Source organism: Pseudomonas sp. NPDC086581, assembly GCF_044746165.1.
In the GTDB taxonomy this organism is placed as follows: Bacteria; Pseudomonadota; Gammaproteobacteria; order Pseudomonadales; family Pseudomonadaceae; genus Pseudomonas.
The window spans coordinates 252419-266706 of the sequence record NZ_JBIVBR010000010.1 but is presented as its reverse complement, the minus strand read 5'-3'; the positions used below and the strand labels follow the sequence as shown (position 1 = coordinate 266706).

The 14288-nt window shown below is 59.3% G+C and carries 11 protein-coding genes and 1 tRNA gene; all 12 read left to right on the top strand.

Annotation, left to right across the window (positions count from 1 at the left end):
- Positions 1-5 precede the first annotated feature (5 nt).
- The 12 genes from ACIPK7_RS21140 (at position 6) to gmd (ending at position 14287) form a co-directional block, all read left to right on the top strand.
- Entirely contained in the window at positions 6-1190 is a 1185-nt protein-coding gene (locus ACIPK7_RS21140) for an efflux RND transporter periplasmic adaptor subunit (RefSeq protein WP_401089970.1), read from the top strand.
- Between the two features lie 13 nt (positions 1191-1203).
- Positions 1204-2742 (top strand): DHA2 family efflux MFS transporter permease subunit, encoded by a 1539-nt coding sequence (locus tag ACIPK7_RS21135; protein WP_401089968.1) that lies wholly within the window; start codon positions 1204-1206, stop codon positions 2740-2742.
- Between the two features lie 74 nt (positions 2743-2816).
- Positions 2817-2892: transfer RNA gene (locus ACIPK7_RS21130), tRNA-Thr, on the top strand.
- A gap of 308 nt (positions 2893-3200) precedes the next feature.
- Entirely contained in the window at positions 3201-4637 is a 1437-nt protein-coding gene (locus ACIPK7_RS21125) for a mannose-1-phosphate guanylyltransferase/mannose-6-phosphate isomerase (RefSeq protein WP_401089966.1), read from the top strand.
- Complete coding sequence (locus tag ACIPK7_RS21120) at positions 4630-5568, top strand: glycosyltransferase family 2 protein (RefSeq protein ID WP_192433100.1); 939 nt, start codon at positions 4630-4632, stop codon at positions 5566-5568. The genes ACIPK7_RS21125 and ACIPK7_RS21120 overlap by 8 nt, the downstream gene beginning before the upstream one ends.
- A gap of 2 nt (positions 5569-5570) precedes the next feature.
- Positions 5571-8009 carry a glycosyltransferase gene (locus ACIPK7_RS21115; RefSeq protein ID WP_401089964.1) on the top strand — a complete coding sequence of 813 codons (2439 nt, stop codon included), beginning with the start codon at positions 5571-5573 and terminating at the stop codon, positions 8007-8009.
- Positions 8006-8899 (top strand): NAD(P)-dependent oxidoreductase, encoded by an 894-nt coding sequence (locus tag ACIPK7_RS21110; protein ID WP_192433102.1) that lies wholly within the window; start codon positions 8006-8008, stop codon positions 8897-8899. The genes ACIPK7_RS21115 and ACIPK7_RS21110 overlap by 4 nt, the downstream gene beginning before the upstream one ends.
- 25 nt (positions 8900-8924) lie before the next feature.
- Entirely contained in the window at positions 8925-10070 is a 1146-nt protein-coding gene (locus ACIPK7_RS21105) for a glycosyltransferase family 1 protein (protein ID WP_192433103.1), read from the top strand.
- A gap of 73 nt (positions 10071-10143) precedes the next feature.
- Positions 10144-10896 carry an ABC transporter permease gene (locus ACIPK7_RS21100; RefSeq protein ID WP_225614907.1) on the top strand — a complete coding sequence of 251 codons (753 nt, stop codon included), beginning with the start codon at positions 10144-10146 and terminating at the stop codon, positions 10894-10896.
- Entirely contained in the window at positions 10886-12265 is a 1380-nt protein-coding gene (locus ACIPK7_RS21095) for an ABC transporter ATP-binding protein (protein ID WP_192433106.1), read from the top strand. The genes ACIPK7_RS21100 and ACIPK7_RS21095 overlap by 11 nt, the downstream gene beginning before the upstream one ends.
- Positions 12266-12271: 6 nt before the next feature.
- On the top strand, positions 12272-13192 hold the full coding sequence (locus tag ACIPK7_RS21090) for a glycosyltransferase family 2 protein (protein WP_192433108.1): 921 nt from the start codon (positions 12272-12274) through the stop codon (positions 13190-13192).
- A 9-nt stretch (positions 13193-13201) separates the two neighbouring features.
- Complete coding sequence (gene gmd / locus ACIPK7_RS21085) at positions 13202-14287, top strand: GDP-mannose 4,6-dehydratase (RefSeq protein WP_318652893.1); 1086 nt, start codon at positions 13202-13204, stop codon at positions 14285-14287.
- Position 14288 lies beyond the last annotated feature (1 nt).

Genomic DNA, 14288 nt, shown 5'->3' with positions numbered 1-14288 from the left:
CCGACATGAGCACCGCCACTCAAGAAACCCCGAACGGCAACCCCAAGCGCAAGCGCTGGCTGCTGATCCTGCTCGCCGTCGTCATCCTCGCCGGCCTCGCCAGCGTCGTCTGGGAACTCCTCTACGGCCGCTGGCACGAGGACACCGACGACGCCTACGTGAACGGCAACGTCGTGCAGATAACCCCGCAGATCACCGGCACCGTGGTCAGCATCGGCGCCGATGACGGCGATCTGGTGCGCAAGGGCCAGGTGCTGGTGAAGTTCGACCCCAGTGATGCCGACATCGCCCTGCAGCAGGCCGAAGCCAACCTCGCGCGCACCGTGCGCCAGGTGCGCGGGCTGTTCAGCAATGTCGACGGCTACAGGGCCGACGTGGCCGCGAAGAAAGTCGCCCTGACCAAGGCCGAGGCCGACTTCAAGCGCCGGCAGAACCTCGCCAACGACGGCGCCATCTCCCAGGAAGAGCTGGCCCACGCCCGCGACGCACTGGACACCGCGCGCAGCTCGCTGACCAGCTCCGAGCAGCAACTGGACACCAACCGCGCGCTGGTGGACGACACCGTGATCGCCTCGCACCCGGACGTCAAAGCCGCTGCCGCCAAGCTGCGCCAGGCCTACCTGGACGACGCCCGCGCGGTGATCATCGCGCCGGTCACCGGCTACGTCGCCAAGCGCACCGTGCAAGTCGGCCAGCGCGTGCAGCCGGGCGCTGCGCTGATGGCAGTGATCCCCCTGGACCAGGTGTGGATCGACGCCAACTTCAAGGAAACCCAGCTCAAGCACATGCGCATCGGCCAGCCGGTGGAGATCCGCTCCGATCTCTATGGCAGCGAAGTGAAGTACTCCGGCACCGTCGACAGCCTCGGCGTCGGCACCGGCAGCGCCTTCTCCCTGCTGCCGGCACAGAACGCGACCGGCAACTGGATCAAGATCGTCCAGCGCGTGCCGGTGCGCATCCGCATCAACCCCGAGGAACTGGCGAAGAATCCGCTGCGCATCGGCCTGTCCATGGACGTCAACGTCAGCCTGCACGACCAGAGCGGCCCCGCCCTCGCCCAGCAATCGCCGCACGAGGCGGTGTTCTCCACCGACGTGTACCAGGAGCAACTGGCCTCAGCCGACCAGCTGATCGAGAAGCTGATCCAGGCCAACCTGGCCGACGCCAACCACAGCACCGCGCAGCGCTGATCCGACTACCGTCATGAGCCAGCCCAACAGCAGCAGTTTCAGCCCCCCCAGCCTGGTCATGGCCACCATCGGCCTGTCGCTGGCGACCTTCATGCAGGTGCTCGACACCACCATCGCCAACGTCGCTCTGCCGACCATCTCCGGCAACCTCGGGGTGAGCTCCGAGCAGGGCACCTGGGTCATCACGTCCTTCGCGGTGAGCAACGCCATTGCCCTGCCGCTCACCGGCTGGCTGAGCCGTAAGGTCGGTGAGGTGCGGCTGTTCATTGCTGCCACCCTGCTCTTCGTGGTCGCCTCGTTCCTCTGCGGCGTCGCCCAGCAGATGGGCATGCTGGTGGGCTTCCGCGCCATCCAGGGCTTCGTCGCCGGGCCGCTCTACCCAATCACCCAGACCCTGCTGATCTCCATCTATCCCCCGGCGAAAAGGGGGATGGCACTGGCACTGCTGGCGATGGTGACGGTGGTCGCGCCCATCGCCGGGCCCATCCTCGGCGGCTGGATCACCGACAGCTACAGCTGGCCGTGGATCTTCTTCATCAACGTACCCATCGGCCTGTTCGCCGCCATGGTCGTCTACCAGCAACTGCGCGCTCGCCCGGTGGTGATCAAGCACGCGCCCATGGACTACATGGGCCTGGCGATGCTGGTGATCGGCGTCGGCGCCCTGCAGATCGTGCTCGACAAGGGCAACGACCTGGACTGGTTCGAGTCCGGCTTCATCATCGGCGGCACGGTGATCGCGGTGATCGCCCTGGCGGTCTTCATCATCTGGGAACTGACCGACAAGCACCCGATCGTCAACCTGCGACTGTTCGTGCATCGCAACTTCACGGTGGGAACCCTGGCGTTGGTCGGCGGGTACGCCGGCTTCTTCGGCATGAACCTGCTGCTGCCGCAGTGGCTGCAGACCCAGATGGGCTACACCGCGACCTGGGCGGGCCTGGCAGCCGCACCGATTGGCATCCTGCCCGTATTCCTCTCGCCGCTGGTCGGCCGCTACGCAAACAACTTCGACCTGCGTCTGCTGGCGGGGCTGGCGTTCCTGGCAATGGCGGCGACCTGCTTCATGCGCGCCGACTTCACCACCGAAGTCGACTATATGCACATCGCCCTGGTGCAGATGTTCATGGGGCTCGGCGTGGCGTTCTTCTTCATGCCGATCCTGAGCATCCTGCTCTCCGACCTGCCGCCCGACCAGATCGCCGACGGCTCCGGCCTTGCGACCTTCCTGCGGACCCTGGCCGGCAGCTTCGCCGCGTCCCTGACCACCTGGATCTGGACCCGCCGCGCGACCATGCACCACGCCTACCTGACCGAAAACCTCAGCCAGTACGACCCGGCCACCCGCGCCACCGTCGAACAGCTCGGCGGCCCCGGCCAGCACAGCGCGGCGCTGCTGGAACGCATGGTGGAGAGCCAGGCCTACATGATCAGCACCATCGACTATTTCACCCTACTCGGCTGGCTGTTCCTCGCCATGCTGGTGGTCATTTGCCTGGCCAAGCCGCCCTTCGGCGCCAAGCCCGGCGCTGCAGCCGCCGGAGGACACTGACCAAAACTGCGGATCATTCTGACAAATCAGTGGTTTACACCAAGGGCGGCATAGCTATAATGGCCGCCCTCCTTGCCGGTATAGCTCAGCTGGTAGAGCAACTGACTTGTAATCAGTAGGTCCCGGGTTCGACTCCTGGTGCCGGCACCATCAAATACAAACACTTAGGCCCGCCTCACAACGGGCCTTTTTCGTTTCCGCCTCAGACCCTGAGCGATATTAATTCGCCATACCTTACATGGAGCGGGAATTTCCCCTACGCTTCAAGGGAACGCATGGCTTTGCCGAATGTCGAAGCGAGCTCACGCGGCACCCCAATTGATTCCTAGTCGACACTATGAGTCTCACGCCTCATTGTGTATCTTTCGCAGCGCCTGAGATTCGGGGAATGCGATCCGTCGAGCAGCTGAATCTTGCAAGCACGCTGCTTAGGACGAAATTTTCAAAGGACACGATCGATGCTGATCCCTGTGATCATATGCGGCGGCGCTGGCAGCCGGCTTTGGCCAGTTTCCCGGGAGGCTCATCCAAAGCCTTTCATGGCACTGCCCGATGGGCAAAACCTGCTGCAGAAGACCCTGCTTCGAGCGGCGGGCCTGGATGGCGTGACTGAGGTCATGACCGTCACCAACCGCGAATTGTTCTTCAAGACCGAAGACGAGTATCGAAAACTCGACACCAAGGCCAATTGCCTCAGTTATGTGCTGGAGCCTTTTGGCCGGAACACGGCGGCGGCGGTCATTTCTGCGGCCCTGCAACTGGAGCAGACTCACGGCCCTGATGTCGTGATGCTCGTGCTTCCCGCCGACCACCTGATCCAACGCACGGATGCCTTCGCCGACGCTGTGGTACGAGCCTCAAAGCTTGCGTCTCAAGGCTGGCTGGTTACTTTCGGAATCCAGCCGCAGTATCCGGAGACCGGCTTCGGCTACATCGAATGCGACAGCGCTGCACTCGACGGCGGCCTGCAAGTCAAGCGCTTCGTGGAGAAACCTACCCAGGAGAGGGCCGAAGAATATCTCGCGGCTGGAAACTACTTCTGGAACTCTGGGATGTTCTGCTTCCGGGTCGGCACCGTAATTGCCGAAATGAAGGCGCATGCCCCCGAAATTCACGACTCCGTCGCTCGGACCATTGCAGATTCGCGCCTCTCGGCGGGCGAGGACCACCGCTGCCTGACCCTGGATTCGCAGGCGTTCGGGAAGGTTCCAGATATATCGATCGACTATGCATTGATGGAGCGTTCGCTCAAGGTCGCCACGGTACCCTGTGATCTTGGCTGGAGCGACATTGGCTCGTGGAACGCGCTCAGCGAGCTGACCCCCGAGAATGAAGATGGCAACCGTCTCGAGGGCGAGGTACTGGTACATTGTGCGAACGACAACTATGTGCACAGCCCCGAGCGCCTTGCTGCCCTAGTTGGCGTCCAGAACCTGATCGTGGTCGACACGCCCGATGCCCTACTCATCGCCCACAAGGATCACACCCAGGACGTAAAGCAGATCGTCGCCCAGCTGAAGAAGAACGGGCACAGCACCCGCCTGCTGCACCGCACCGTTCATCGCCCTTGGGGTACTTACACCACTCTCGAGGAAGGCCACCGCTTCAAGATCAAGCGTATCGTGGTGAAGCCGGGGGCATCGCTTTCTCTGCAGCTGCACCACCATCGAAGCGAGCACTGGATTGTCGTCACCGGCATGGCAAAAGTCGTCAATGGTGAAAAGACCATGCTTTTGAATAGCAACGAGTCGACGTTCATCCCGGCAGGCCATCAGCATCGCCTGGAGAACCCGGGAGTCATCGATCTGGTTCTCATCGAAGTCCAAAGCGGCGACTATCTGGGCGAGGACGATATTGTCCGTCTCAGCGACAAGTACGGGCGCATCGATGTCTGAAGCTTCCAGCAACTCGACGCGATTCAGCATTGTCATACCCACGTACAATTCGGCACCGACACTGGCTCGAACGCTGGAGTCTGTACGCGAGCAAGGCTGGCCTGATGTCGAGGTGCTGATCATCGACGGCGCCTCCAAGGATCAAACCCTGGAGGTGGCCCGATCCTTTTCGGGTCTCGCACTCAAGCTAGTCAGCGAGCCCGACAAGGGTATTTACGACGCGATCAACAAGGGGGTCGCGCTGGCTACCGGTGACCTGATCTGCGTCATCGGTTCAGATGACCGACTGGCCGAAGGCGCCCTGAAAGCCGTCCATGAAGCCTGGGCCCACGCGGGTACTGACATCGTCGCCGGCAAGGCACTGCTGGAAGCGCCGGACGGGAGCGCCAGCCTTCGCGTCGACGAAGCATATGGCCCGGGCGCCCTGGTAAGCGGTATTCCGTTCTGCCACAACAGCATGTACGTGACGCCCGAAGCCTACCGGAAAGTTGGACAGTACAATCTGGGCCACAAGATCTGCGCGGACGCCGAATGGGTACACCGCTCCATTCGAGCCGGCTGCACCTGCGCGCGAGTCGAGCTACCGCTGGTCCACTTCAGCCTGAGCGGCACCTCATCGACCAACGAGGAACTCATCATGGCCGAGACCTATGCCGTGGTGGCGGGCAACTTCCCCGGGACCAGCACTCAGGATGCCGAAATCCTCTTCAAGGCTGTTCGTCGGTGGACTGACGACAGTCAGGTATCTGAGGTCCTTAGCCGGTATCCTGCGGACACCTTGCTGGCCGAAGCCGTTGCGGCTGGCCTTCACCCAACCTCGAGCGCTGCAGCCACCCCGCCTGTCAATGCACAGCGCCTGAGCAACTCATTCGCAGCAAGGGCGCTACGCAAGATTCAACGCCTTTTCCGCTCCCGACTCGCCAACGATTAAACATGTCGATTTCATTCATTATTCCTGCGTACAACGCCCAGGCGAGCCTAAGAAAGTGCCTGGACTCGATCCTGCGCCAGCCGTATGACGAATACGAGATCATTGTCGTCAACGACGGATCCAGCGACGACACTCAGCAGATCATAGAGGAGTATCAGCGCCTGGATAGCCGTATCAAGGCGCTCCACCAGAAGAACTCCGGACAAGGCGCAGCACGAGCCAACGGCCTGGAGCTGGCCACTGGCGACTACATCTGGTTCGTCGACAGCGACGACTGGCTGCTGCCAACCGTTCTGCCTCGGCTGAGCCGGATTCTGTCGCAGGAAGACCCGGATGTTCTGGTTGCGAACTTCGAATTCACGTTCGACGATCAGCCCGCAGCCCCTTCGAGCCTGGTGCCTCCACATCTGGCCGGGCAGACGCTTTGCCCGCTGGAAAGTGCCGGGACCTTTGCCGCGATATCCTGTTGGAACACGCCCCCCTGGCGGCTTATCTCCCGGCGCAGCCACCTTGTTGAGCACGGCATCACCTTTGCGAAAGGAGTGTTCTATGAGGATCACCCGTTCGCTATTCACCTGATGCTGACGGCCCAGCGCGTCTATATCGATGGAAGTATCAGTTACGGCTACTACCAGCGTGCTACCTCGACGACCAAGACGAATGATCAGAAAGCTCTCGACTTCCTGACAGTCCGCAAGCTGTGCCTCGAGCTTTTCAAGAGTTTCGACAAGTACGAAGCCCTCGCTCCCATAGTTGCCGGCTACATCCTGCCCGCCAACTTCTTCTCCGCGCACGTATCGGCGCCCTACCAGCAAGAATTCATCGAGCGTCTGGGGGCAGACACGACGCCGGAGGATCTCGCCTTCGGCGAGCAGCATGGTGACTGGGCGGCCCAGCTATTTGCCAAGGCAGTGCGTAGCAAGGACCCGTCAATCATCAACCGCACGCTGAATGCCCAGCGCATTCGTGCGAAGTACAGTCGAGCCGGTGCAAGACGCTTCATCAGCAGAATCAAGAACGCCATTACGCGCCGGATCGTGGCCCGCCTACTACGACTGAAGCAGTTCATGCTCAACCCCACGCGCCATGTGGGGATCGATGCCAGCGGGCATCGATTCCTCCAGGCCGGCATGGGAACTCGGATTGAACCGATCTACATCGATGTAAGGGTGAAGATCGAAAACAGACCGTATGTCCACGTGGGCGAATACAGCCATGTTGGTGGCACCTATGTGTTCGAGCGGGGAATCGGCTCCGTCACCATTGGCAACAAGAGCTCGATCGGGAGCGGGTGCAAGTTCATCTGCGCGCAGGAAGACGGGATCCACATCGGCAACAATGTGATGTTGTCCTGGGACTGCACCCTCATGGACTCCAACGCGCACTCCCTGGACCCGGACATTCGCGCCAACGATGCCTACGACTGGAAGGCAGGTGTCGACGCAGGCCGCATGGGTGCGTACAAGGACTGGTCACAAGTTGCCTCCGGACCAATCCATATCGAAGACAACGTCTGGATTGGATTCGAATGCGCCATTCTCAAGGGTGTACGCATCGGCAAGGGGGCTGTCATCGGCGCCCGCTCGATGGTTACCCGTGACGTGGCCCCCTATTGCGTCTTTGCCGGCACCCCCGCGCGATTCGTCAGCTTCGTCCCCAGGGAGCGCTGGACCTGGGAAGAAATCATTCATGCATCCCAGGGAAATCCCGCTCTTGATTCGGTGCTCCGAGATTCTTATCTGCACCGCGATCTGATGGGTTCCCTGCATCGTTTCATGGCGACCGAAGAGTTCCAGCAAACTCTGGGAGAGTTCAGAAGCGCGAATCCCCGTGCCCGCTCGATCCTTGATATCGGTGGCGCTGGCGGAGTCATGGCTGTGGCGTTTGCGCTGTCCGGCTATGAGGTGACGCTGGCAGAGCCCTCGCCGGATGACATCGTGGGTACTGAGGCTGCGAGAAAACTACTTGCACTGGCCGCAGAGAAACTGGATGCCTCTGTCGAGAGTCGACTGAAGATAGTGCAGGAGCCCGTCGAGTTGCTGTCCATGACCGATCAGTTCGATATCGTCTATTGCCGGCAGGTCGTACACCACTTCCGAGATCCGGTGATTGCACTGAAAAAGATCCGCAGCCTCATGAAGGATGACGGCTCTGCCTTCTTCGTTCGCGAGCATGTGATCTTCGATGAAGCAGACATGGAGTTCTTCCTAGAGAACCACCCCTTCCACCGGTATACGCACGGGGAGAACGCCTATCGGAGCGAAGAGTACTGTGACTTCATCAAAGAAGCCGACATGACTCTGATCCGGGAGTACAAATTCGCGGAGAGCCCGATTAACTACTTCCCCCACTCCGAACAGACCATTGCCAGCGTCAACGAGCGGCAGATTGCCGGACGTCCGTATACCTATGTAGCCCAGAAGAAGAAGGTCGCGGCATGAAAGTTCTAGTTCTTGGCGTTCACGGCTTCATTGGACGCCACATCGCCACGTTGCTGGGGCAACAAGGCCACGAGATTGTCGGCGCCGACATACCCCTGGCCGGGACCACCGACTGCTTGAGCATCCATCCGGAAAAACCGGATTTCGAGGCGCTGTTCCAGCAAGAGCAACCCGACGCCTGCATAAACTGCACAGGGGCAGCCAGCGTCCCGGATTCGTTCACCAATCCGCTGAACGACTACACCCTGAATACTGTGCGGATTGCCCAGACGCTTGAGGCGATTCGCAAGGTCTCGGCCCACACCAGATTCATCCACTTCTCAAGTGCTGCCGTTTACGGAAATCCGTCCACTTCCCTGCCGATTCGGGAAAGCGATGGACTCAGCCCCGTGTCACCTTACGGATGGCACAAGCGCAGCGCAGAAGAAGTGTGCCAGGAATACGCCCAGCTATTCGGTACGCAATCCATTTCCTTGCGTGTCTTTTCAGCTTACGGACCGCACCTCAGGAAGCAACTGTTCTGGGACATCTACCAGAAATCATTGCACCAACCCTGCATTGAGCTCTTCGGCACCGGCCGCGAGACCCGCGACTTCATCTATGTCGCCGATATCGCCCATGCACTGAACGTGCTTCTGCATAGGGGAGACTTCGACGGACGCGCGGTCAACGTGGCCAGCGGTACGGCCTCCACGATCAGGACAGCAGCCACCACGCTGCTCGACGCACTTGGGGTAGAAAAGGAAGTCGTGTTCACTGGCAACGAGCGGACCGGCGATCCGAGTTACTGGCAGGCAGATGTTTCATATCTTCGTAGCCTTGGTTTCACCCCCCAGTTCGAACTGCAGAGCGGTCTTGGCCATGTGGCCGACTGGCTGAAAACCCTCTGATCCGAGAACCGCTGGAGATTACCTGTTGAAACGCCCCGTCATTGGAATCCCTTTCAACTATGACGAAAGCTGGATTGGTGGAACCTATTACATCAAGAACCTGGTCAGCTCCCTGAATCTGATTGCTCCGGCCAAGCAACCGGACGTCTGGATCATCAGTCATTCGGAAACTTCATTCGAGTTCATTCAGAAGGGTACGGGATATCCGCGCCTCAACTGGATCAAGCCTGGGCAGATCGATGGCATAGACGGCGGCATTTCCCGCAAGGCGAAATTGCTGTCCCTGCTGACACCGCGTTTCTGGAAGCGCCAGCTCAACTTCGACCTGATCTTCCCCTACCCGATAGATACCCGACTGCAACAGACCGCATGCTGGATCCCTGACTTCCAGGACAAACGTCTCCCGGAATTTTTCAGCGCGGACGAATTGCAGGCGCGCGAAGCGCAGCACAGATCCTATTTCAATGACTTTCGGCACGTCGTATTCAGCAGCAATGCCGCTCGCATGGACTTCGAAGAGTTCTATCCTGAGGCGGATGTCCAGAAGTACGTCGTTCACTTCGCCACGTTCGAGCCCATGCAGCCAGAGCTTGCGCCGGCAGACGTGCTGAGCCGATACCAACTGCCGGAACGTTTCTACTACTGCCCGAACCAGTTCTGGATCCACAAGAACCACGACACCGTCATTGACGCAGTGAAGATCCTGAAGGCGCGCGGTGTCGAGGTCGTGGTGGCATTTTCAGGCAAAGAGCACGATCACCGAGCACCGGATCATTGCGACAAGCTCCGTAACAAGGTCGCGCAAGCGGGTCTTGGAGAGAATGTCCGCTTCCTTGGTTTCATCCCGCGAGAAGATCAGATGGTTATCTTCCGCCATGCGACCTGCATCGTGCAGCCCTCCCTGTTCGAGGGCTGGTCAACTGTGATCGAAGACGCCAAGTCGGTGTCACAGTACGTGATCGCCTCGAGTCTGCCCGCGAATGTGGAACAGGCGGACGAGAACATCGAGTTCTTCGACGCCACCGACTCCACCGCGCTTGCTGCGTTGCTGGAGAAGTACGCCAAGACGCCGCCTGCTCGCAAGGCGCTCGACTATGGAAAATACCAGCAGGAGTTCGCCGACTCGTTCATGGGCGTCGTTCACTCCGTTATGAATACTCCCAAACCCTAAGGGCCAGATCGTGGGTACAGGACTCGTCAGCGGCATTCGGTCAATCGTGGTAAACCGGGGACTCATCGTTCAGATGACTCGTCGCGATATATCCATGCGCTACAAGAACTCTCTTCTTGGCAGCCTGTGGATGGTCGGCCAACCGCTGCTGCAGCTACTGCTCTACGGATTTGTGTTTCAGGTCGTGCTGCGCTCTCGATGGGGCATCCAGACACCCGACGGGCGCGACGTGCCCTTCGGCCTGCTGCTGTTCTGCGGGATTCTGCTGCATAGCCTGATCGCTGACACCCTGGTCCGCGCACCGTCGCTGATCGTCAGCAACACATCCTATGTAAAGCGGGTCATCTTCCCACTGGAGATCCTGCCCCTCGTGAGCGCTGCCGGGACCGCAGTAGGTGTGACCTTCGGCATTGGCATCCTGCTGGCAGGAACACTGTATTACTCGGGGACCTTGCCGTTGCATGCGGTCTGGCTGCCTGTTCCGCTGGTCCTGCTCTTTGTACTCACTGTAGGCCTGGGCTGGCTGTTGTCCGCCGTAGGCGTCTTTTTCCGGGACTTGCCTCAACTGACAACCAGCCTGGCGACCATCATGCTGTTCACCGCCCCCATCTGCTATCCGGCTGAAATGGTCCCCCAGCAATTCCGCTGGCTGCTCAACATCAATCCGCTCACGATCCCGGTGGAGACAGTTCGCACACTGATCTTCTCCCACAATGAAACGGACTGGTCCGCGCTGGGCGTCTACGCGCTCGTAGCGGCTGCCATCGCGGCCTTTGGCTACTTTGTCTTCCACAGAATGCGCCCAGGATTCGCCGATGTGCTCTGATTACACCATCAGCGTCGATAACGTTTCGAAGCAGTACGACCTGTACAAGAGTCCGCTGCAGCGAGTACGAGGCCTTCTGCTCGGTCGACGACAGCAACAGGAAACCTTTACAGCCCTGAAACCCCTATCGCTGAAGATCAGAAGAGGCAGTTTCTTTGGCATCATCGGCCAGAATGGCAGTGGCAAGTCCACCCTTTTGCAGATAATCAGCGGCATTCTCCAGCCGTCCAGCGGACATGTCACCGTTTATGGCCGCATCGCCGCCCTGCTCGAGCTGGGAGCGGGATTCAACCCCGAGTTCACCGGCCGCGAAAACGCCCGACTGAATGCCCAGATCCTGGGCGTGTCGGGCAAGGACTTCGATCGCATCCTTCCGGAGATCGAAGCTTTCGCGGACATTGGCGAGTTCATCGACTCACCGGTAAAAACATACTCCAGCGGCATGTTCGTGAGATTGGCATTCGCCGTTCAAGCTTGTATCGACCCAGACGTTCTGATCGTCGATGAAGCCCTGGCTGTAGGCGATATCTTCTTCCGACTCAAATGCTACGAGCGCTTGGAGCGGCTTCGCCAACGCGGCTGTACCGTCATCCTGGTGACCCATAGCATGGATGACGTGATGCACTACTGCGATGAAGTGCTTCTACTGCATCACGGTAACGTGGTCTATCAAGGCGATGCCACTGAGGCAATCAACCGTTATTACGCCCTGGGCCACATCAACGCCAAGAAGATGCTCAGTGACGACGCGCGCCGCCTGAACGAAAGCGCTGCACACCTGGACGACGCCCAGCAGGAACTCGGCGATACACAGTTCCGCTGGCCTGAAAACGCCGGCATGGACATGAGCAGCCGGGAACAGACGGGCGATGGCCTGGTGCGATGCATTCGCATGGCGATCACCGACGAATTCGACGACACCCGCCAGGTCTTCAGGCAATTCGAGAAACTGCGCATATACGCCGAGTTCATGGTCCATGAAGCTCTCGAGACTCCCGTTATCGGCTTTGTCCTCAGGACCGATCGTGGAGTAGTGATTCATGGCAAGAACTCAGGGCAGTGTGGGACGCCTGTCCCGTCCCGACTGGAGAAAGGCAGCACTGTAAGGGCGTCCTTCGATATTCCCTTGGCGTTCGCAACTGGCGAATACGTACTGGATGTCGGATTCGCGACCTGGCCCAGGGCGCTACATCGCAACCTCGAGAACTCCTCGATGGCAGAGATCGAGTCCACCTCGTCGCGCCATTGCGTCATCACAAACGCATCCAGCTTCTCAATCGTTCCACAAGGCCATATGGGCTTCCAGGCGCAGCCCTTCTACGGCGTGGCCGGGGTAGATTCCAGTGCCAGAATCTGCACGGAAAGCTGAGAGCCGATGCCCCAGTCCCTATCTCTCGGCACGCGCCTGCGCATCCTGCTCGGCATCAAACTCGGCGTGCTCGAGCAGGGCAGGCAGCGATTCCAGCTGACCGAAACACTGGAACTCCCACCCGGTGCCGGACAGGCTCTGCCTCGAATTTCGATAGTGACCCCGTCGTTCAATCAGGGGCGCTTCATCGGAAGCACTATCAGAAGTGTTCTATCTCAAGGTTATTCCAATCTTGAATACATAGTTCAGGACAATCAGTCGACCGACGGCACACTTGAGGTACTCAGGACCGAGAAATCCTCCGACTTCCAATATGTTGTCGAAAAGGATCTCGGGCAGGCCGATGCCATAAACCGAGGCTTCGCCCGATGCAACGGCGAGATAATGGCCTTCTTGAACTCCGACGACATCCTGCTACCGGGAACGCTGGCGTATGTGGCCAGCCTGTTCCAGCAGAACCCGGAAATCGATGTCATCTACGGAAACCGCGTTCTGATAGACACCGAGGATAACATTGTCGGTCGATGGGTATTGCCTGGGCATGATGGCGAATTGATGCGCCACATCGACTATATCCCGCAGGAAACCTTGTTCTGGCGAAGAGACCTGTGGGAGCGCTCCGGCGCCCGGCTGGATGATAAACTGGCGTTTGCCCTCGACTGGGATCTCCTGCTGAGATTCCTCGACTGCGGCGCACGTTTTTCCCATATCCCCCATTTCCTGGGTGGATTCCGTATCCACCAGGATCAGAAAACCAGCAGCGAGTACGGAAGCAATGGTGTTCGCGAAATGAAGCGGATTCGGAGCCTACACGCCCCGAAGCTTCTTTCGAAAGCTCAGATGCCATTCAGGCATTTCACCTTCCTGCTCAAGCACATTCGAGAAGACAAAAGGCTTTCATCCTTTCTGAAGGCCGCAGGCAAGTAAATGGAGAACATCATGAAAGTAGCCCTGATCACGGGAGTCACCGGCCAAGACGGCGCCTATCTCGCTGAATTGCTGCTTAGCAAGGGATATGAGGTCCACGGCATCAAGCGTCGTACGTCGCTGTTCAATACCGACCGTATTGACCACCTTTATCAGGACCCGCACGTCAAGAATCGGAACTTCATTCTCCATCACGGTGATCTGACCGACTCGACCAGTCTGATCCGCATCATCCAGCAGGTGAAGCCGGACGAAATATACAACCTCGCCGCCCAGTCTCACGTAGCCGTAAGCTTCGAAGAGCCGGAATACACCGCGAACTCCGACGCCCTCGGTGCTCTGCGTATTCTGGAAGCCATCCGTATCCTCGGCCTGGAGAAGAAGACCCGCTTCTATCAAGCCTCCACCTCGGAGCTCTACGGCCTGGTCCAGGAGATTCCGCAGCGCGAAACCACTCCGTTCTACCCGCGCAGCCCCTACGCGGTGGCCAAGCTCTACGCTTACTGGATCACCGTGAACTATCGCGAGTCCTACGGCATGTACGCCTGCAACGGCATCCTGTTCAACCACGAGTCGCCGATTCGCGGCGAGACATTCGTGACTCGCAAGATCACCCGCGCCCTCGCCCGCATCAAGCTCGGCCTGCAGGATTGCCTGTACCTGGGCAACATGGACGCCAAGCGCGACTGGGGCCATGCCCGCGACTACGTCGAAATGCAATGGCTGATGCTGCAGCAGGAGAAGCCTGAAGATTTCGTGATCGCAACCGGAATCCAGTACAGCGTTCGCGACTTCGTCAATGCAGCGGCCAAGGAGCTTGAGCTCAATATCACCTGGAAAGGTGAAGGCGTCGACGAGAAAGGCTACGACGAGAAAGGCAACTGCATCGTTGCCGTAGACCCGCGCTATTTCCGCCCCGCCGAGGTAGAAACGCTTCTGGGCGATGCATCCAACGCCAAGAACAAGCTCGGCTGGACTCCGAAGACCACCTTCCAGGAACTGGTCACCGAAATGGTCCGCGAAGACCTCAAATCGGCCGAGCGCGATGAATTGGTCAAGCGTCACGGCTACAGCGCGTTCAACTACCACGAGTAAC